This window comes from Williamsia sp. Y721, assembly GCF_059683565.1.
The window spans coordinates 49,759-69,674 of the sequence record NZ_JCASNH010000005.1 but is presented as its reverse complement, the minus strand read 5'-3'; the positions used below and the strand labels follow the sequence as shown (position 1 = coordinate 69,674).

The window sequence follows — 19,916 nt, the reverse complement described above, 5'->3', positions numbered from 1 at the left end:
TCGAGGAGAAGGATTATGTCCCCACTAGAAGCAGGTCCGCGGGCCACACGACGGCGTCGACCGAGCCGCGCCAAGCCGGCGGCACTGGCCGTGCTGCTGTCGGCGGCGCTGGTCGCCACCGCATGCTCGGACGATTCGGACAGTTCGTCCTCGTCGAGCACTGCGGCGAGTACGGGAACATCCACGAGCTCGAGCGGATCATCGAACAGCGCACTCGTGCCGTTCGACACCGCGGCCATGGACAAAGCGATCGACGAACTCGCCACGGAGTACCGCGAGATCGGCATGATGGTGCTGATCCGTACGCCGGACGGTGAGTACGTCAAGTCGTTCGGCACAACCGCCAGTGACTCGACCGATGCGCCAACCCTGGACACGAAGGTACGCATCGGCTCGAACACGAAGACCTGGACCGGTACCGCGATCATGCAGCTGGTCCAGGAAGGCAAGATTTCCGTCGACGACCCGGTCAGCAAGTACCGTCCCGATGTCCCCAACGGCGACAACATCACCATCGGTCAGCTGCTGAACATGCGCAGCGGGCTGTACAACTACACCGAGACAGTCGAACTCAATCAAGCGCTCGACAACGAACCCGAAAAGGTGTGGACACCAGAGCAATTGCTGGCGCTGGCGTTCGCCAATCCCCCCTATTTCCCGCCGGGCGACGGATATCACTACTCCAACACCAACACGGTGTTGCTCGGACTCATCGCCGAAGAGCTCGACGGCAAGCCGATCGCCCAGATCTTCCAGGATCGGTTCTTCAGCAAGCTCGCAATGACGGGTAGCTCGTTCCCCGCCAACACCGACACCGCAATCCCCGCGCCCTATTCCAGCGGCTACTCCTACAGCGGCAATATCGAGACGCTCGGCGAAGGCAAAGAGTCCCTGTCGCCGGAGCGGATCGCGGCCATCGAGGCCGGGACGGTGAAGCCACGGGTGACCACCAACGACAACCCGTCGTGGACCTGGTCGGCCGGACAGGGCATCGCGACCGCCAATGACCTGGCCATCTGGGTGAAGGCCATGGGCGACGGCGAACTGCTCGACGAGGCGACGCAGAAGCTTCGGATGGACAGTGTGCAGCCCAGTGACCCGGATAAGCCGGAAGGGGCCGGGTACGGATACGGAATCGCTCAAATGGGCCCCATGTACGGGCACATCGGTGAGATGCCGGGGTACAACTCGTTCATGGGCTACGACCCGGTCAACGACGTGACCATGGTGGTGTGGGCGAATCTCGCGCCGACCATCGACGGCCAGGCCGCCGCCGCGCGCGTGGCCGGGGAACTCGTCCCGTTCATCTATGCCAAGCCGGGCGCGGACACCGACGACGACATCGACGATACGGCCGACGACACCAGCGGCGGGTAGGTTCGCGCTGGTTGAACAGGTGATATGAGGTGCCCGACGGTGCGATCGGGCACCTCATATTCCTGTTGCTACGCTAACGGCTGCTTTTATTAATTTGCCAGTCCGGGAGGGTTGCTGTGCCACAAGGCGACCTCAACACGATGTCGTATGCCATCCTCGGCATACTGGCGCCTCGGGACTGGTCGGCCTACGAAGTGGCCGAACAAATCGGCCGAGGCATGTCGGAGATCGTTCCGCGGGCCGATCGGCAGCGGTACAACGCCCCCAAGAAGCTTGTCGCGCGTGGTCTGGTGGCAGCCCGCACCGAATCCACCGGCTCGCAGCGCAGCCGGACCGTGTACTCGATCACCCCGGAAGGCCGCGCCGCCCTCGCTGAGTGGATGTCGACTGAAACCCGCGCTCCGTCGATGGAATTCGAAGGTCTGCTGCGGGTGTGCGTGGCGGAGCAGGGCACCATCGACGACTTGCGGAACACCCTTCGCACCGTCCGTACACAGGCCGAGATGAAACGGCAGATCTTCGTCGGCAACGCGAAGCTGCTCATCGTTCCCGGCGCAGGATCGTTTCCCAGCCGTCAGCATCTGCTGGCGTTCGCTGCCAAGTACATGGTCGGCCACTTCACCCACATCATCTCCTGGGTCGATTGGATGCTGGCCGAGATCGAGACCTGGCCCGACACCACCAGTCCCGTCACCACGCATGCCGATCGCATCCGCGAAGTTCTGGAAGAGATCATTCGCGACTACTCGCAGGACGGTGCCGGCGACTAGTGTCGCGGTCGTTGAACGCCCCCGCACGGCGCGGATGACTGGAATGCCGACGGGGTCGGCCTTGTTGCACTACAAAGTGCCCAACAGAGTGCGAGTCAACGACGACGGAGGGATTCACATGTCAAAGATCGCCATTATCGGAGGTCACGGCAAGATTGCGCGCAAGCTGGCGAAACTGCTGGCCGGCGAAGGCCACCAGGTCAGCGCGTTGATCCGTAACCCCGACCAATCCGACGACATCAGGGCGACCGGTGCGATACCGGTGATCGCCGACATCGAGAACCTGTCGACCGATGAGATCGGTGAGGTCATCAAGGGCCACGATGCCGTGGTGTTCTCCGCAGGCGCCGGTGGTGGAAGTCCGGAGCGCACGTACGCCGTCGACCGGGACGCTGCGATCCGAAGTATCGACGCCGCGCTGAAGGTCGACGTACCCCGATTCGTCATGGTGTCGTACTTTGGCGCGGGCCCGGATCATGGTGTTCCCGAAGACAATTCGTTCTACGCCTACGCCGAGGCCAAGGCGGCGGCTGATCAGTATCTCCGGGGCACCACGCTGCTGTGGACGATTGTGGGTCCCGGTGCGCTCACCGACGAGCCCGGTACCGGACGTATCGCGACCAAGGAACGTGGCGCAGACGCCTCTGAAGTGAGCCGTGACGACGTGGCAGCCGTACTTGCCGCCGTCCTCGAAACGCCGTCGAGTGTCGGTACCACCATCGAGTTCGTCAACGGTGAGACCCCGATCGCGGACGCGGTCAAGGGCGTCTGACCGACTCGAATCAAGCCAAACCGGTCAGAATCGGGGGTTGCGGATCCACCGCAACCCCCGATTCTTGTGCCGGGGAGATCTTTCGGCTGGGCTACTGCACGTCGTCCATGCTCTTCCCGACATCTGCCAACGTCATCGGCTGCGGGTAGTCACCGGTGTATTTGTGTACCGGGATATTGCAGCGGTATGGACCCTGGTCTGCTCCGAAATCGGGGGCTATCCAACCATCGGGTTCGGCTTCGGCAACGTTGAAGCAGGGCGTCGGTGGCACGGGCTGCGCCAAATTCCGGGCCGTGTGCAGGCCACCCCCGGTCCACGCGGTCTCTTGCTTCGCCGTGTTGTACACACAGGTCCGGGTCAGGTCGTCGCCACAACTTGCCGCGGATTTGGCGAACAGCAACCACGATGACATCGCACGGATGGACGGCAACGTCAGGTTGGCGTCCGGCGCGTACTCGTCGTAGAGCGCCAGCAGATCCTGCATTGCCGGCTCGTCGCTGTTGAGCGGCAGGTTGCCGCCGAGATCGAGATAGTTGTTCTGGAAATCAATCGACGTTCCGGCGAGTTCGATGAACTCCGGGCCATAGGCGTTGTTGTTGGTGTCGATCCAGTCGAGTTTGTAATCCATTCCGGTCAAGACGGTTTCGAGTTTCGCGAGCTGCCGGAAGTCGCCATAGAACAGCAGGCCCTTGACGCCCTTGCTCTTGATCGTCTGTGCGTAGGGCGTCCAATCGGACACGCCCATCGCCGGGTACAGGTCGTTGTAGACAAATGTGCCACCCGCGGCCTCCACGGCTTCGACGGCCTGTTCGCCGAGGACCTTCGTGACGGGGGAGTCGCCATTGACGAAGCCGATCGCGGATTTCGATTCCGGGTAGGCGTCGTTGATCAGCCAGCTCCGGAATCCGTAATACGGGTCGTATCCCTGGGTGAGGCTGGGATCGGCACTGATCTCGAGGTCGGAACCGGCAGAGGTGAGCTGCGCAACCTGGGCTGGGAAGCTCGGCAGTAGGCAGTTCAAACGTTCCTTGACGCCGAGGCCGTCCAGGCCGCTACCGCCACCGACGAGTACGAAATCCTCGCTGCAGGCGGTCACCATCTGCTGGCGCGCCTCCATGAACTTGGCGTCACGTGTGTTGGCCACGATCTTGCGTCCATTGATGCCGCCCTGAGCGTTACACCAGGAGGTGAAGACCTTCGCCGCGTTGACGAACTCGGGGTTCTGGGTGAATCCCAGGTCGGTGAAGACTCCGACCTGGATCTCGGTGTCAGTGACTCCTTGCGTGGGTGAGCCTGCGGCCGAGCCGGATTGGCATACGTCTGTCAGGTCGCCGAACGTAGATGAAACCGTATCGGCCGATCCGGTTCCACCCCCGCCGCCACCGTCGTCTTCACCATCATCTCCGCCGCGATCACTGCATCCGGCAACCATCAGCACGGCCGCCATCGCGACGACCAGCATGCGATGTGTTCTCAACTGACATCCTCCTCCGACGGACACCCGATGTGATTGGGGAGGCTCGGGTGTCTGGTTGTGGCCAGGTCCAGATGACCCGTACTGCGGGAGCCGCGTTCTCGGGTGACGTTCGCCGGTACTCCCGATCTCGCCGATGGACGTCGCCGACTCCAGGGGAAGGACCGGCCCAGCAGGGCTGTTCTCCTACGCGGGAGTTGGGCTCTTGCAGATGTGCGGAGCATATATCGGACCGCTGTCGACTGATGCCGGATTCAGAATTCGGCTGCATTCTTGTTGGGACACTGCGTAATCCACGTATTGAGGTCCGATATCGGCAATTCGGGGGACGGGGCAGGCGGATACGGGCGCGAGCGGCTCCCCGGTGTTTCGAGAAATCTCTCCGGTTTTGCTCACACCGTCTACTTATGCGTGTAAGTTCAGCCTCGCAGGCAGATGTCGAGGGTGTCACGTCCTCGCTGCGCCCGCCGGTATGAGTGTCTTCAGGACGCGAAAGGGGTGGTTGATACCTCTGGTGGTCAGTGCTGACTGCTGGTCGAAATCGACTGGGCTGCAACAGTAATTGTGTGGCCGAACGCTCGACCGTACTTGTGTGATGGGTTACGGCCCGCAGCCCGGGCGGGGGTGGCCTTACGGGTTTTGCCAAATCGGCTGGCAGGCAATGTCATCGAGCATGAGGTGATGTGGCGGCCGAATCAGGTTTCTTGCACAGCGAGGTGAGCGGATGCAATCACCAAGGATGTCGATCGGGTGGGGAATTGGTTGGCATGCAGAGGCTGTCGGCGATGGTGAGGCATTCTGATGGCCGGATGGCAACGCAGTAGCACCGGCCGGTCCGGGGGATATCGCGGCCCCAAACTGTCCGGCCCGTTCGAATCGGTCGGTGGCCTGTTCATGATGTCGGCGGATGCGGTGAAGTTCCTGTTCCGCAGACCCTTTCAGGGTAAGGAGACGCTCGAACAGTCCTGGTTCGTGGCGCGCATATCGCTGGTTCCCACACTGCTTGTCGCGATTCCGTTCACGGTTCTGGTCAGCTTCACCCTCAACATTCTTCTTCGTGAACTCGGCGCCGCCGATTTGAGCGGTGCCGGCGCGGCCTTCGGTGCGATCACGCAGGTCGGCCCGATGGTCACCGTTCTGATCGTGGCGGGCTCCGGGGCCACCGCCATGTGCGCGGACCTCGGATCGCGGACCATCCGTGAAGAGATCGACGCCATGGAAGTCCTCGGGATCAATCCGGTGCAGCGACTGGTGACGCCGCGGATGGTCGCGTCGGGACTGGTTGCGCTGCTGCTCAACAGTCTTGTCTGCATCATCGGGGTGGTCGGGGGCTATGTCTTCTCCGTGTTTGTCCAGAATGTCAATCCAGGTGCCTTCGCCTCCGGGATCACATTGCTCACCGGGATCAACGAGGTGGTCATCTCGTCGATCAAAGCGCTTCTGTTCGGCCTCATCGCAGGTCTGGTGGCGTGCTATCGGGGGCTCACCGTCTCTGGTGGCGCGAAGTCGGTGGGCAATGCGGTCAACGAAACGGTTGTGTACGCGTTCATGGCGTTGTTCGTGGTCAACGTCGTGGTCACCGCGGTCGGCGTCCAGCTGACCGCCGGATGAGGGGGATGGCATGACACCGAGCACGTTGCACGGCCGGACGGTCCGGGAACTGAACCGGCCGGTGAAGACGCTCGGCGGAATCGGAGATCACACGATCTTCTATGCGAAGGCGCTGATCGGGTCTCCGCGCGCGGCGTGGCAATACAAACGAGAGACGCTCCGGTTGATCGCCGAGACCAGCATGGGGGCAGGCAACCTCGCGGTGATCGGTGGGACCGTCGTGATAGTCGGGTTCCTGACACTTGCCACCGGCAGCACGCTGGCCGTCCAGGGCTATAGCTCGCTGGGTGACATCGGGATCGAGGCGTTGACCGGCTTCCTGTCGGCATTCATCAACGTGCGCATCGCTGCGCCGGTGGTGGTCGGAATCGGGCTCGCCGCCACCTTCGGTGCCGGTGCCACAGCACAATTGGGTGCGATGCGGATCAACGAGGAGATCGACGCCCTGGAGTCCATGGGCATCGACCCGATGAAGTACGTGGTCGGTACCCGGATCATCGCGGGGATGATCGTGCTGGCGCCGCTGTACGCGATCGCGCTGACGGCGTCGTTTGTTGCCTGCTGGTTCACCACCGTGGTGATCCTCGGCCAATCCTCAGGGCTGTATCAGCACTACTTTTCGACCTTTCTGAACCCGATCGATCTCCTGTGGTCGTTCCTGCAGGCATTCCTGATGGCCTTGATGATCATGTTGATCCACACCTACTTCGGCTTCTTTGCCAGTGGGGGTCCGGCCGGAGTGGGTGTGGCGGTCGGCAATGCGGTGCGGATGTCGCTGATCGCGGTTGTCTCGGTTACCTTGCTGGTCTCGTTGGCCGTCTACGGTTCCAACGGCAACTTCAACCTGTCGGGATAGGCGAAACAGTATGTCGCCTAATGTACTTCGACCATTGGTCGGTCTGGGATCGATACTCCTGGTTGTCGCGGTCCTGATTGTCGCCGTGACCATGTTCCGGGGTGGCTTCACCGATACCGTCCGCGTCACTGTCCTGTCGCCACGTGCGGGTCTGGTCATGTATCCGGACGCGAAGGTTCAGATGCGGGGCGTCACGGTCGGCCGGGTCAGTTCGATCGATTCATTGCCCGACGGTCAGGCCTCGATCGAACTCGCGATGAATCCGTCCCAGCTGCAGGATATCCCGGACAACGTTGGTGTCGAGATCGCGTCATCGACGGTGTTCGGGGCGAAGTTCGTCGAGTTCCTGCCCCCGGAGAATCCATCATCGAAACCGATGTACGCCGGCCAAGTGCTCGATTCCCGCAGGGTCACAGTGGAACTCAACACTGTCTTCGAACAGCTGACATCCGTTCTGTCCCAGATCGAACCTGACAAGCTGAACGAGACCCTGGGTGCGATCTCCACGGCCCTGAGTGGACGTGGCGATCAGGTCGGCCAGATGCTGGTGGACTTCGATACGTTCCTCGCCGCGGTTGAACCGGGGCTGCCGGCGCTCGAGCGCGACCTCGAGATGGCTCCGGAGGTCCTCGAGACCTATGCTGATGCCGCGCCCGCTCTGGTCACCACCGTCGACAATGCGACCGGCCTGAGTCAGTCGATCGTCGAGGAGCAACAGAACCTGGATGCGTTCTTGGCCAGCGTGATCGGGCTGGCGGACGTGGGGGACCGGGTGTTGCGCACCAACGGCCCGCTGCTCGATTCGATATCGGCGGTCCTCGTTCCGACCCTGGCACTGACCAACGAATACAACGAGTCCCTGACCTGCTCGCTGGACGGCATGGCCTACCTGGCCGATTCATCGCCGGTCGACGTTCCCGGGCTCGGACTTTCTGCGAACTTTCTGTGGGGCACCGAGCCGTACAGGTACCCGAACAATTTGCCCAAAATCGCGGCGTCGGGCGGACCACAGTGTCAGGTGCTGCCGGTCGGCTATCAGGAAAAGCCCCCGTTTGTGGTCGCCGACGTCGGGGCGAATCCCTTTGCGGCCGACCGACGTGGCCTCGAGGTCAACGTGGAGAGCCTGCAGCGGGCACTGTTTGGTCCGATCATGGACGGCAGGGCGAGATGAGTGTCCTCCGGAGCCCGCAGGCGGTGAAGTTCGGGATCTTCGCAATTGTGATGATCGTGTTGTCGGCATTTCTGGTGGTGGTCTTCGGTGACTTTCGGACCGGCTCCACCCACAGCTATTCGGCACGCTTCGAGGATGTTTCAGAACTAGGGCCCGGGGACACCGTTCGGGTGGCAGGGGTGCGGGTGGGGACCGTGGAAGCTGTATCCCTGCAGGATGACCATCACGTGAAGGTCACCTTCAATGCGGATCGGAATGTACATCTGACCGCGGGCACACACGCCAGGGTCAAGTACCTCAATTTGGTGGGGGACCGGTACCTCGACCTCTCAGACGGGGCCGGATCGACCCGGATGTTGGCGCCGGGGGGCCAGATTCCCGAGGAGCAGACGGCGCCTGCACTCGACCTCGATGTTCTGCTGGGCGGATTGAAGCCGGTGATCGATGGTCTGCGGCCGCAGGAGGTCAACGGTCTGACGTCGTCGCTGCTGCAGATCATGCAGGGCCAGGAGGGAACGGTCGGATCACTGTTCGCCAAGACTTCCTCGTTTGTCTCGACACTGGCCGAGGACGGAGTGGTGATCGAGGATCTGATCGACAACCTGAACACGGTGATGGGCACGTTGGCGCGCAACGGTCCCGAGTTCTCGGCAACGGTTGAGCGACTCGACCAGCTGGTGGCTGAACTGGCGCAGCACCGTGATCCGATCGGTTCTGCCATCACGGCACTGGACGCCGGAACCGCCGCGGTGGCCGACCTGCTCACGCAGGCGCGGCCACCGCTGGCCGAATCGGTCGACGAACTCGCCAGGCTCGCCCCTCTGGTCGACGACGACAAAGGTCGTCTCGATACGGCACTGCAGAAGGCGCCGGAGAACTTCCGAAAGCTGGTGCGGACCGGCACATACGGCAACTTCATCCAGTACTTCATCTGTGCGATCACGGTCCGCGTGACCGATTCCTCGGGCGCGGTCGTGGTGCTGCCCTGGATCGAACAGACAACCGGGAGGTGCTCGCCCTGACATGCTGAAATATCGCGGTGGTCGCCTTGCCCGACACGGGTTCATCGGCGTGGTGTTGATCTGCCTGTTTGTGGCCGTGGGTCTGCAGGGGCAGAAATACATCACCTGGTTCACCTCCTTGCCGTACCAGGCACTGTTCGAAGAGGCCGGTGGTCTCCGATCAGGGGCCGACGTGGTGCTCTCGGGTGTGAAAGTCGGGACGGTGTCCAAGGTCTCGCTGGACGAAGGGGACGTCCGGGTCGAGTTCTGGGTGGACGACGGTGTTCGCCTCGGGACCGAGAGCACCGCACAGATCAAGACCGGATCCTTGTTGGGGAGGCGCATGCTGACCCTGGACAGTGTTGGTGGTGGCGTCCTGCACCCCTCGGATGTCATTCCACGCTCACGGACATCGTCGCCGTATTCGCTCAACGATGCGCTGGGAGACCTGACCACCAATGTCACCTCGATCGACACCGACGCCTTGAACCAGTCCCTGGACACGTTGTCGTCGACCATCGATCAGGTTGCGCCGCAACTGGGCCCGACGTTCGACGGATTGAGCGAACTGTCGCGGTCGATCAACGGCCGCAACGAATCGCTGCGTGACCTGCTGAGCAGTACCAGTGAGGTCACCTCGATACTGGCCGAACGCAGTGACGAACTGAATTCACTGATCCTCAATGCCAATTCGTTGCTGGGTGTTCTGGTGGACCGGCGCCAGGAGATCGTGGATCTGCTGGCCAACACCTCCGCTGTCGCTGCGCAGCTGTCGGGTCTCGTTGCCGACAACGAGGCGCAGTTGGCGCCCACCCTGGACCGGTTGAACTCTGTCGCAGCGCTGCTCGAGAAGAACAGGGACAACATCGGGCAGGCGATACCGGGTCTGGCGAAAGTCTCGCTCACCCAGGGTGAGGCGGTCTCCAGCGGCCCGTTCTACAACGCCTTTGTCGCCAACCTCATCGACGGCCACATGATCCAGCCGTTCATCAACAAAGCGTTCGGAATCGAACCGGGAGTACCGTTCCCGATCCCAGGGGGCCAGATCCCGGTTGGGGCCTCGGCTCAGACACCGGCGGGGCCGGGCCGATGACGCGCAAGCGGATCGTGGTGGCTCTCGTGGCGGTGGTGTTGCTGTCGACATTGCTCGCCGGCACGGTGTTCGCCTACCAGAAGACGTTCGGGCCCAGATCGATCAGCGCGATCTTCACCACCGCGACCGGAATCTACAAAGGCGACGAGGTGCAGGTCGCGGGGGTGAAAGTCGGGTCGGTCGCCGGAATACACCCACAGGGGACTTCGGTCCGGCTCGACATGAAGGTCGATCGTGGTGTGAAAATCCCGGCAGACGCCCAGGCGATCATCATCGCCCAGAATCTGGTCGCCGATCGGGTGGTCGCGCTCACCCCGGCCTATCGGAGCGAGGGCCCGGTCATGCCGGACGACGGTGTCATCCCACTCGAGCGGACCGGTGTGCCCATCGAATGGGACGAGATCAAGACCCAATTGACACGATTGGCAACAGATCTGGGTCCCAGTGGTGACATCTCGGAGAGCTCGGTGGGCCGCTTCATCGACAGCACGGCCGACGCGATGGACGGCAACGGCGACAAACTCAGAGAGACGGTGAAGCAACTGTCGGGAGTGGGACGAATCCTGGCCGATGGCAGCGGCGACATCGTCGACATCATCACCAACCTGCAGACCTTTGTCACCACCCTGCGCAACAGCGACGAACAGATCGTCCAATTCGAGAACCGCCTCGCGACGGTGTCGAGTGTGCTCGACGAGAGCCGATCCGATCTTGATGCGGCACTGACAAATCTCTCGGTCGCGGTGGTGGAGGTCCAGCGGTTCGTGGCATCGAGCAGCAGCAAGGCAACCGAACAGGTACAGCGGTTGGTGAATGTGACGCAGAACCTGGTTGATCACCGGGCCGACATCGAGCAGTTGTTGCACGTGTTCCCGACGAGCATGGCCAACTTCTACAACATCTACAACCCCGACACCGGCACAGAAGCGGGGGTTTTCACGTTGAACAACTTCTCGAATCCCATCCAGTTCATCTGTTCCGGCGTTGCGGCGGTGGAGAACCTGACCTCAGAGGAGGGCGCCAAGAAATGTCGCGAGTACCTCGGTCCGGTCCTACCGCTCCTGGCGTTCAACTACCTGCCGTTCCCGCTCAATCCGCTCCTCGGCCCCACAGCTGATCCGAACAACATCATCTACACCGAGCCGGACCTCGTCCCGGCGAAGACGATGCCCACCAAGCCGGCAGCAGCGACGAATCCACTCGATGCGTTGCTCTTGCCGATCGAAAGGCGCCCGTCATGACACCCCGACGTATCGATCCACGCCTGCCGATGATCGTCGTATGTGTGGTGTTGACGGTTGCCGGATGCAGCTGGCAGGGCGTCAACTCATTACCGTTGCCCGGTACCGAAGGCCGTGGGTCTGATTCTCAGCTCTTCCACGTCCAGATGGCCGATGTCAGTACCCTCGTGTCGAATTCGCCGGTGATGATCGATGACGTGGTGGTCGGCAGCATCGGGGACATGACTGTCGTCGGCTGGCACGCGAATGTCGAAGTGTGGGTGAAGAAGGGTGTGGTGGTCCCCGGGAACGCGCAGGCCCACATCGGTCAGACGAGCCTGCTCGGCTCCAATCATCTGGAGCTCAATCCGCCGGTGGGTGCGCCACCGACCGGGCAACTCCCCGCAGGCGCCACGATTCCGATCGATGAGACGGCCACCTACCCGACCACCGAGCAAACCCTGGCGTCGGTCTCCACGATTGTCAACGGAGGCGGTCTCGGGGAGATCGACAACATCATCTCTTCCCTCAACACGGCTTTGAGCGGCCGGGAGGACGCGGTTCGTGACCTGATCACGCGGCTCGACACGTTTGTCGGTGCCCTCGACCAACAGCGCGCGAACATCGTGGCCACCATCGACAACGCCAATCGGCTCGCCGAAACATTTGCCACACAACGGGATGTCCTGGTCGGAGCCTTGGAGAAGATACCGCCCGCCCTGGAGGTCCTGGTGTCGGAGCGCCCGCAGATCACCACCGCACTCGACAAGCTCCGGGTGTTCAGCAACACCACCACCGGCGTTGTCGCGGCGGTCCAGGACGATCTGGTGACCGACCTGGAGAACCTGGCGCCCACTCTGCGATCTCTGGCCGACGTCGGCCCGCAACTGGACAAGGCCATCGCCTACGCGACTGTATATCCGTACGGTCAGAAGACGATTGATCGCGCTGTCCGTGGCGACTACATCAATCTCCATGCCACGGTCGACCTCACGGTCGAGCGGATGCAACGTGAACTCCTGCTGGGCACTCCGCTGGGAGATCCGAACGCGGTTGTTCAGGCAGCGGTCGGAGACCCGGGTTATGGCCGATACGTTCGGGATCCATTGAGCGCGCCGATCACCGGAGGTGAATCGTGATCCTCTCGGGTTTCGTCCGGTTCCAGCTGGTCGCCTTTGCGCTCATGTCCACGGTCGCAATGGTGGTGATGCTGTTCTCCTACATGCAGATTCAGACCCAACTCGGGATCGGCCGGATGGTGGTGGCACTGGATCTGCCTGCGGCAGGCGGACTGTACCGGTTCGGAAACGTCACGTACCGGGGTGCCGAGGTCGGCAGGGTCGTGTCGGTGAGCCTGACCGACAGCGGTGTCCGGGCCTCGCTGTCGATCGACAGCGGCGCCCGGATCCCCGCGGATCTGCGGGCACAGGTGCGCAGCATGTCGGCCGTCGGTGAGCAGTATGTGGACCTGCGGCCCAACACGGACTTGGGGCCGTATCTCCATGACGGATCGGTGATCACCTCGGACAAGTCCGAGATCCCGCAGCCGGTCGGGCCGATGCTCGACGAGCTCAGTGACCTCGTCGGAAGCATTCCGAAGGACAAATTGAACAGTCTCACCGAGGAGTTGTATCGGGGTCTCGGTGGTCAGCGTTTCGAGCTCCAATCGCTCATCGACACGTCTTCGAAACTCGCCGGCGACTTCAGCGACCTGGGGGACACGACCAGGACCCTGATCGAGGATGCGGAACCGTTGCTCTCCTCGCAGGTGCGCTCAGCAGATGCAATCGAGATCTGGAGTCGATCGCTGGCCGGTGTCACCGATCAACTGCGGACCAATGATCCGCAGATCCGCGCGATTCTCGCTTCCGGGCCGGGCTTTTCGGACGAGGTGACCGGTCTACTCGAATCGGTCGAGTTCACCTTGCCGATTCTGCTGGCGAATCTGACCTCGGTGGGTCAGCTCGCGGTGACCTACAACGCGGCTCTGGAGCAGCTGCTGGTGCTACTGCCGCCGTCCATCTCGATGATTCAGGCGGTCCAGCCCAAGAACAACGCGTCCGGGCTGGGCTTGGGAGACTTCCGGATCAGCGGTATCTCCGATCCGCCTGCCTGCACCGTCGGGTTCCTGCCGCCGGATCAGTGGCGTCCGCCGTCGGACACGACCACCATTGACACACCCGAAGGTCTGTACTGCAAGTTGCCGCAGGATTCCGACATCGCGGTGCGGGGTGCGCGGAACATCCCGTGCCTCGGCAATCCCGGTAAGCGCGCGGCGACTGCTGAATTGTGCAACAGCGATGAGGAGTTCGTACCTGTATCTCCGACGCAGCCCCTGCTCGGCGACTACCCGCCGGATCCGAATCTGCAGGCGCAGGGGATCACCCCCGCCGTGGCCGGGGCGCAGTACTCGCCGACCACGGGCACCTATGTCGGGCCCGATGGGGCGATGTACCAACAGACCGATCTCGCGGGCTCACAACCAAGGCCGACCTGGCAGGGCATGCTGCCGCAGGGATGACGCGAACGCGCCGGGAGTTGGATCTCAGACCGGATCGAAAGCCGAGATCTTCCAGGCACCATCCACTTTGGTCAGTGCGACCTGGACACTACTGGCAGTCAGGGCCGGATCGGGTTTGTCGGTGCTGGTGGTGCTCTGGTTGATGAACACCAGGACCGTTGCCGAGTTCTCGTCGATGTCCGACACCGCGGACCGGACGACCTCAGCCTGGGTATCGACTGAATTCTCCTGGGCGGCCGGTGCGACGACCTTTTCGGTGAATTCGGTGTAGTACGTCAGGAACTCGCCGGTGAGATGGGTTTTGGCGGCGGCCAGATCATCGTTGAGTGTGTCCGGCGAATACGACAACAGCGCAACGGTGGCGGAATCCGCCGCCGTGATCGCTGATTCCTTTGCACCGGAATCGGATTGCCTGTCCGGGGCGTACAGGAAGAAGTAAGTGAGGGCGACGGTGACCAGAGATGCGGCCACCAGTAAGGCAAGTGCCACAGTACTGAATCTCGGCCTGGACCCGGTTCCCCGCCGAAATCGAAGCCGAGACCTCGAGCGTCGCCCTGCCTTGGGATTGTCCGACTCGTCGACGTCGGCCTCCGCCGCGTCGTGCTCCTTTGTGAGGGTCACCGCTTCGCTGGATTCGCTCATGGCACGAACTCGACTTTCGACATCTTCAGTTCTCCATCAACTCTGGTCACGGTGACGCTGAGCCGCCAGGCCCGGGATTCTTCCTTGGCGCCGGCGGCGTTGGTGACCTCCGAGGTGGCCGCCACCAGCACAACTGCCGAATCGTCCGTCATCGACTCGACCGCGGAGGCGTTGACCTGCCCCTTGGTGGTGACCTGCGACTGCTGGACCACACTGGTGAAATCATCGGCTCGACTTTGGAATTCGGTGAGGAACGCCCCTGTCGAGTTGTCGAGTACCCGCTGGACATCGGCCTGTGCCTGATTGAAGTCCAGTGACGTGAGCGTGACCACGCCTTGCCGCGCCGCCGCGTCGAACTCGGCTTCGAGTTCCTGGGTCTTGACCACATCGCGGTGTTGCCAGGCCAGATACCCGCTCACCCCGAGCGCCGCGACGATCACCACGGCAGCAACCAGTATCGCTGTCAACCGTTTGCTCGGGCGCCGGAGCCGGAGCCGCGATCGCAGTGAGCGGGATGGTTCCTGCACACCGTCGTCCTCGGCGGGCGCGGTCGAGTCTTCTGGCTCGACATCATCTGACTGAACAGCTTCCGGCTCAACGTCATCCACGGCAGGTGTGGTCTTGATGTCTGTGGGTTCCGCCTCGGATTGTCGTCGTAGTCGGGCAGCTCGCGCGCGGGCGCGGGCAGCCACCGCGCTGGCTTCAGCAGCTTCGGCGAGCGCTTCGGCTTCCAGCACAGCCAGATCGGTGGTGTCGGCTTTGGTCATCGCGCCTCGGCTTTTCGTTGGTGAACGGCTTGATCGGGTCGACGGGTGGTCAGGCGGCCGATTGTCCGGCGTTGCTGTGGAACACCTCGGTGTAATCGACTGTGTCGGCGGGAAGTGCAGCCGCAGTGAGTGCGTGCGATTTGAAAGCTTGCGCGGCGAAGCTCAGTTGGTGGACGACGGAGGCGGTGGCGGTGTCGGAATCGAGCGGCCAGGAATCACCCCAGAACGTGACCTCCACATTGCCGTCGGCGAGAGCTCTCACCACGCCCCCGTGAACTCGATCATCGCTTCGGAACAGGTCCGCGGCAATGGCAAGAGCCTGTGGATGGCGGCCGAGTCCTTTGGTGGCCAGCGCGTTTTCGAGGTCGGCGACGTCTGCTCCGAGAATCTTCACCGGCCGGGTGTCGCAGCTGTCGGTGAGTATCACGGTGACGTCCCAGCCGGCCATCACCCGGTCGTACACGAGCCCTCCCGCGTGCTGCACCACGTCGGTGACACTGCGGGCAACCACATTGAGTTGATATCTCATCGGACTGACTCCTGGTTGCCGGATCTGGTCTGCAGAATGGGTAGGACGGTGTCGACCGCTCGGGAAAGCTGTTCTCGGACATCTGAGTCCGGGGTGGCGGCCCAGTGTCCGAAGCCGCAGGTCAACGCGCCGATCAGGGCGGCAGCGCGGGTCTCCCACACGATCGGCTCCGTGTTCTCGGCGGTGACCCCGGCCGCGGTACGCAGGATGTCGGCCAGCGGTGGCACCATCCGCTGGGTGGTCAGGTGTAGGAAACGCGACATCTCGCGTTCGGTGGTGGCCAGGTGCAGGAGCTCGCGATTCTCTTCGTTTGCATCGACGGTCGCCCCGCAGGCGGCGTCGAGGATCGCCTCGCGCAACGGCATTCGTTCCAGATTGGCAACGAGGTACGTCATGAGGTCCTCTGACCGCAGCGCGACGGTCTCGGCGAAGAGTTGGCCTTTGCTTCCGTAGTGCCGGTACAGGCTACGTGGCGATACACCGGCGAGGGCCGCGATCGCGCCCATGGTTGTTGCCTCATATCCGTGGATGCGGAAGGCATCCAGAGCCGCGTCAACGATTGCGCGCCGGGTCTTTTCGGCACGTTCCTCGGTGGTTCGGGGCTGGTATCGGGGCAGGTCCGCACTGCCTTGTGTGGCGGAGGTCACATGGCATAGTGTGCCATTGGCAGACTGTGCCACACAAGGGGCAATTCACTTCCCGGGTCTCTCTGGCCCGACTGCGCTGGTCTCTGACATCTCGATGATCGCGTGCGCGGGGCAGTCCATGAGCGCCCGCATGACCTGATCACGGTCGGCGGGCGGGACCTCACCGTTTCCGATGAGGGAGGCGTAGCCCCAGTCATCGAGCGAAAAGTATTCGGGCGCATGCCGTGCGCAGGTGCCGAACCCGTCGCACATCGTACGGTCGAGTCGTATCCTCACAGCCCGTCTCCGTTCTCCGCCGCAAACGGTCGCAGGGTGCGGTAGAGCGAGGCATCGCAGGTGGCGCATCGCCGCGATCGGTGATCGGCCACCGCGTTCGGAAATAGTGCCAGCAGCGTGCCTGCCACGTTGGTGGCCGCATCCAGCGTCGCGCAGGAACCGCGGCCGCGTAAGACGATCGACCATCGCCTCAGGCGTACGACGTCGTCTTCGGTTGCAACACCATCGCGCAGTGCGTCGAGTACAGCCGACATGGCCGCGGTGCCGTTGAAACACGACCCGCACTGGCCGGCGTTCTCACGATCGAAATAGCTCATCACAGACGCCGCAACAGCCACCGGACACTCGTCGGTGAGCAGCGAGATGGCGCCGCATCCGAGTCCGCCACCGAGCGTGCGGATGCTGTCGTGATCGAGGTGGCCGGCCAGGACGTCGCGATTGAGCAGGCCACCGAAGTAGCCGCCCATGAGCACTCCGCGGACCCGGCGAGGTGCCACGCCGTGCAGTGCCAGCAGGTCGGTGACCGGCAGTCCGTGTGGAATCTCGTACAGGACAGCCGGTTTACCCGCACCGGTGACCGTGGCCAGAAATGTGCCGGGGGAGGTGGCGGTCCCTATGGTCCGGAACGCCGTACCGCCCTTGTGCGCGATATACGGAACGTGTGCGAGCGTCTCGACGTTACTGACCAGCGTCGGCATTTGGCCCACGCCCTGTTGGTAGGGCCGTGGAGGTTTGTCGCTCGGCTTGGCAGGTCCACCGTTGATCGCGCGAATCGCAGCAGTCTCTTCGCCGCTGACGTATCCGGGTTCGACCACGAGCACCGAGAGTTCGAGGTCGCCCAGCAGATCGACGGCGTCGGTCAGCGCCCGCTCCATGGTGCCGGCCGCATCTGTGTCGGAGACGTAGACGTGACCCCGGTGAGCCCCGACCACGGCGGCCGCCAGTCGGAGGCCGTCGAGGATCAGGTGGGGACGATGCCGCATCAACCAGCGGTCCTTGACCGAAGCAGGTTCACCCTCTTCGCCATTGGCGACGACGATGGCCGCGCCGGCCCGCAGACCGTGATCGCGGACCGACCGCAGTTTGGTGCCCATCGGGAATCCGGCGCCGCCGCGGCCGCGCAGCCCGGACTCTTCCACCTCGCGCAGGACGGTGTCCGAATTCTCGACTGGCCGGTATCCACCACCTCGGCGGTAGCCGGTCAGATCCTCGATCTCGCCTGCGCGACGATCGGCGTGCAGGAGCCGCGGTGTGAGCCCGGGGGCAACCGCCACGTCGATGTGTGTCGGGCGGCCCGTCGGCATACTCGTGGGGGTGGTACTCATGACCCTCGATTCTCCTGGCCGCGTTGGGGTATCGGTCGACCATCACAGCAGTGCACGGTTAGGCTCACCCCCATGAGAACGGCAGTGCTGCGGATCAACGTCGATCCGGACGGTGTACTCACCGCCGGGCAGTTGACAGCCGGCATGGCGCAGCTCCGTTCCGGCGCGGCGCAACTGGGCGCCGAGCTGATCGACATCGACCTCGTTTCGGCCGCGGCCAAGCGGCGCGAGGTCGAACTCTTGATGTCCGGTGACGACCCTGATGTGCTGCATCGGCAAGGACTCGAGTTGTGTGAGCGGGTTTTCGAGGTGGTACCGCGTGCCGGTGTGGTGACCTTCATCAGCCGGGGAACCGATGACGATGCCCGCGGCGTGCTCGCCGGCTTCGGGCTGATCGCCGACATCGAGAGAACACCTGGACCCGATGGTTGGGATGTGGTGGTTGTCCACATCCAGGAGACCGATCTCGACCGGATTCCCGAGAGCCGCATTCACACCGCACTCGAGGCCTCCCTCAACTGCGAGGTCCACATTCGTCCGGTGTGAGCGCACCGCAATGCGGCTCATGAGTCCGCCAGGAACTTCAGGATCGCGGGAGCGGCCTGGACCCAGGTGTCGAACATGTTGAATCCCTTAGACCTACCGGACGCGCGGTCTTCCATCGCACGTTCCCAGGCATCCTCCGGCCACGGTGGATCGATCAGGACGGCGCCTTTGATCAGGCAACTGACCTCCAACGACGTGCGCTTGGGATGATCGAGATCGTTCTCCCCACCGCGGATGATGAGGGTGGGAACCGTGATGCGATCGAACAATTCGTCTTCGACTCCGGGGATCGTCTGACCCGGTTTCGGGACATAGCTGCCGAGCCACCGCAGGGACAGTTTCACGAACTCGTCCGGGTCGAGGTCCAGCAATCGCTGTTTGTTGGCCGGGTTCTCATCGATCCGTTCACGCCATTCGCGGAGCCGTAGCAGTCCCTCGGCACCGAGTCCGCGGACGGCCTGCAGGCTCGGAAGTACATAGTGTGCACCCAGATTGAACGTTCCATAGATACCGCCGACGATATTCCACAACACCAGTTTGCTCACCAGTTCCGGGTAGAGAATGGTCAGCACCATCGAGTCCCGGGCGCCACCGGATCCACCGGCGACGATGCACGGTCCGCGGCCGAGCCCGTTCAACAGCTTTGCGAGTGTCTCGGCACGCATGTGGGATTCGGACCGGCCGTAGAACTGGACATCGGACGCACCGCAATTCGGGCGATCCCACAGCAGGACCGAGTAGCCACCGTCGACGAGGGCCTGCGCCAGCGGACGTAGGCCCGGGATGTCTTTGCCGAATCTGCCGCCAGGGGTCAGGACGATGAGTTCGTCTGAGGTACCGAGGATTTCGTAGACGACGTTGCCGCCGTTGATCTCCATGATGCATGGACTGGACAACGCTTCTCCTGTGCTCATGCGGTGACGAGCACGTCGTCGTCGACAACCCGCACCGGGTAGGTGCGGATGCTCCACTCCGGCTTCACTGCGGTTGTCCCGGTGGACAATTCAAAGCCCCACTGATGCCAGGGGCAGTAGATGAACTCCAAATCGCGAACCATCACCGCATCGCCGGGCACACTGTCGTCGACGATGGTGCGGCCGCGGGCCCGCCCTGAACACAGTGGCCCACCTTCGTGGGGGCAGTAGTTGGCGATGGCGTAGAAGGTGCCGCCGACGTTGTAGACACCGACACCGTGCCGTCCGATCGGAACAATCTTCGACGAGCCCGGCGGGATCTCGGCCACGGTGGCGACCACATGTTCGCGTCCCTGCGCGAGCCGAGGTGGTGTGGCGTCGGCCGGTGTTGTCTCGTCTGCCAT

21 protein-coding genes are annotated in these 19,916 nt (G+C 63.0%); 12 read left to right on the top strand and 9 right to left on the bottom strand.

Annotation, left to right across the window (positions count from 1 at the left end; all coding sequences use genetic code 11):
* Window positions 1-15 precede the first annotated feature (15 nt).
* The 3 genes from AC56PL_RS23885 to AC56PL_RS23875 all read left to right on the top strand — a co-directional run bounded on the left by AC56PL_RS23885 (window position 16) and on the right by AC56PL_RS23875 (window position 2,919).
* On the top strand, window positions 16-1,377 hold the full coding sequence (locus tag AC56PL_RS23885; protein ID WP_497155359.1) for a serine hydrolase domain-containing protein: 1,362 nt from the start codon (window positions 16-18) through the stop codon (window positions 1,375-1,377).
* Window positions 1,378-1,493: 116 nt separating this feature from the next.
* On the top strand, window positions 1,494-2,147 hold the full coding sequence (locus AC56PL_RS23880) for a PadR family transcriptional regulator (protein ID WP_497155358.1): 654 nt from the start codon (window positions 1,494-1,496) through the stop codon (window positions 2,145-2,147).
* A 118-nt stretch (window positions 2,148-2,265) separates the two neighbouring features.
* On the top strand, window positions 2,266-2,919 hold the full coding sequence (locus tag AC56PL_RS23875) for an NAD(P)H-binding protein (protein ID WP_495517602.1): 654 nt from the start codon (window positions 2,266-2,268) through the stop codon (window positions 2,917-2,919).
* 91 nt (window positions 2,920-3,010) lie between these two features.
* Here AC56PL_RS23875 and AC56PL_RS23870 read toward each other — a convergent pair whose 3' ends face one another.
* On the bottom strand, window positions 3,011-4,381 hold the full coding sequence (locus tag AC56PL_RS23870) for an ABC transporter substrate-binding protein (RefSeq protein WP_495517693.1): 1,371 nt from the start codon (window positions 4,379-4,381) through the stop codon (window positions 3,011-3,013).
* Window positions 4,382-5,194: 813 nt separating this feature from the next.
* Here AC56PL_RS23870 and AC56PL_RS23865 point away from each other — a divergent pair.
* From AC56PL_RS23865 to AC56PL_RS23830, 8 genes are read left to right on the top strand one after another with little or no spacing between them, the layout of a single operon-like run.
* Window positions 5,195-6,004, top strand: a complete 810-nt coding sequence (locus tag AC56PL_RS23865) for an MlaE family ABC transporter permease (RefSeq protein WP_482140059.1) — start codon at window positions 5,195-5,197, stop codon at window positions 6,002-6,004.
* A 10-nt stretch (window positions 6,005-6,014) separates the two neighbouring features.
* Window positions 6,015-6,860, top strand: a complete 846-nt coding sequence (locus AC56PL_RS23860; RefSeq protein WP_495517604.1) for an ABC transporter permease — start codon at window positions 6,015-6,017, stop codon at window positions 6,858-6,860.
* A gap of 10 nt (window positions 6,861-6,870) precedes the next feature.
* The gene (locus AC56PL_RS23855; protein WP_495517605.1) at window positions 6,871-8,031 is read left to right on the top strand and encodes an MCE family protein; all 1,161 of its coding nucleotides are present in this window, start codon (window positions 6,871-6,873) and stop codon (window positions 8,029-8,031) included.
* Window positions 8,028-9,053, top strand: a complete 1,026-nt coding sequence (locus tag AC56PL_RS23850) for an MCE family protein (RefSeq protein WP_497155357.1) — start codon at window positions 8,028-8,030, stop codon at window positions 9,051-9,053. Before AC56PL_RS23855 ends, AC56PL_RS23850 begins: the two co-directional genes overlap by 4 nt.
* A 1-nt stretch (window position 9,054) precedes the next feature.
* Complete coding sequence (locus AC56PL_RS23845; RefSeq protein WP_497155356.1) at window positions 9,055-10,125, top strand: MCE family protein; 1,071 nt, start codon at window positions 9,055-9,057, stop codon at window positions 10,123-10,125.
* Complete coding sequence (locus AC56PL_RS23840) at window positions 10,122-11,366, top strand: MCE family protein (RefSeq protein WP_497155355.1); 1,245 nt, start codon at window positions 10,122-10,124, stop codon at window positions 11,364-11,366. Before AC56PL_RS23845 ends, AC56PL_RS23840 begins: the two co-directional genes overlap by 4 nt.
* Window positions 11,363-12,484: an MCE family protein gene (locus tag AC56PL_RS23835; protein ID WP_497155354.1), complete on the top strand. Its 1,122-nt coding sequence runs from the start codon at window positions 11,363-11,365 to the stop codon at window positions 12,482-12,484. The genes AC56PL_RS23840 and AC56PL_RS23835 overlap by 4 nt, the downstream gene beginning before the upstream one ends.
* Window positions 12,484-13,866 carry an MCE family protein gene (locus tag AC56PL_RS23830; protein WP_497155636.1) on the top strand — a complete coding sequence of 461 codons (1,383 nt, stop codon included), beginning with the start codon at window positions 12,484-12,486 and terminating at the stop codon, window positions 13,864-13,866. The genes AC56PL_RS23835 and AC56PL_RS23830 overlap by 1 nt, the downstream gene beginning before the upstream one ends.
* A gap of 24 nt (window positions 13,867-13,890) precedes the next feature.
* Here AC56PL_RS23830 and AC56PL_RS23825 read toward each other — a convergent pair whose 3' ends face one another.
* Genes AC56PL_RS23825 through AC56PL_RS23800 form a run of 6 tightly spaced genes read right to left on the bottom strand, consistent with a single transcriptional unit; the run spans window position 13,891 to window position 18,031 of the window.
* Window positions 13,891-14,508 (bottom strand): twin-arginine translocation pathway signal, encoded by a 618-nt coding sequence (locus tag AC56PL_RS23825; RefSeq protein ID WP_497155353.1) that lies wholly within the window; start codon window positions 14,506-14,508, stop codon window positions 13,891-13,893.
* A complete protein-coding gene (locus tag AC56PL_RS23820) occupies window positions 14,505-15,275 on the bottom strand; it encodes an Rv1363c family protein (RefSeq protein ID WP_497155352.1) in 771 nt (256 codons plus the stop codon). The genes AC56PL_RS23825 and AC56PL_RS23820 overlap by 4 nt, the downstream gene beginning before the upstream one ends.
* 49 nt (window positions 15,276-15,324) lie before the next feature.
* Complete coding sequence (locus AC56PL_RS23815) at window positions 15,325-15,804, bottom strand: hypothetical protein (protein ID WP_497155351.1); 480 nt, start codon at window positions 15,802-15,804, stop codon at window positions 15,325-15,327.
* Entirely contained in the window at window positions 15,801-16,451 is a 651-nt protein-coding gene (locus AC56PL_RS23810) for a TetR/AcrR family transcriptional regulator (protein WP_497155350.1), read from the bottom strand. The genes AC56PL_RS23815 and AC56PL_RS23810 overlap by 4 nt, the downstream gene beginning before the upstream one ends.
* 45 nt (window positions 16,452-16,496) lie before the next feature.
* Window positions 16,497-16,727 carry a ferredoxin gene (locus tag AC56PL_RS23805; RefSeq protein ID WP_495517614.1) on the bottom strand — a complete coding sequence of 77 codons (231 nt, stop codon included), beginning with the start codon at window positions 16,725-16,727 and terminating at the stop codon, window positions 16,497-16,499.
* Window positions 16,724-18,031 carry an NADH-ubiquinone oxidoreductase-F iron-sulfur binding region domain-containing protein gene (locus AC56PL_RS23800; RefSeq protein ID WP_497155635.1) on the bottom strand — a complete coding sequence of 436 codons (1,308 nt, stop codon included), beginning with the start codon at window positions 18,029-18,031 and terminating at the stop codon, window positions 16,724-16,726. The genes AC56PL_RS23805 and AC56PL_RS23800 overlap by 4 nt, the downstream gene beginning before the upstream one ends.
* Window positions 18,032-18,124: 93 nt before the next feature.
* Here AC56PL_RS23800 and AC56PL_RS23795 point away from each other — a divergent pair, with 93 nt between their 5' ends.
* Complete coding sequence (locus AC56PL_RS23795) at window positions 18,125-18,598, top strand: hypothetical protein (protein WP_495517615.1); 474 nt, start codon at window positions 18,125-18,127, stop codon at window positions 18,596-18,598.
* Window positions 18,599-18,615: 17 nt separating this feature from the next.
* On the opposite strand, the gene AC56PL_RS23790 is transcribed toward AC56PL_RS23795, so the two are convergent.
* Together AC56PL_RS23790 and AC56PL_RS23785 are read right to left on the bottom strand one after the other, a co-directional pair.
* The gene (locus AC56PL_RS23790; protein ID WP_497155349.1) at window positions 18,616-19,512 is read right to left on the bottom strand and encodes an alpha/beta fold hydrolase; all 897 of its coding nucleotides are present in this window, start codon (window positions 19,510-19,512) and stop codon (window positions 18,616-18,618) included.
* Complete coding sequence (locus tag AC56PL_RS23785) at window positions 19,509-19,916, bottom strand: Rieske (2Fe-2S) protein (RefSeq protein ID WP_497155348.1); 408 nt, start codon at window positions 19,914-19,916, stop codon at window positions 19,509-19,511. Before AC56PL_RS23785 ends, AC56PL_RS23790 begins: the two co-directional genes overlap by 4 nt.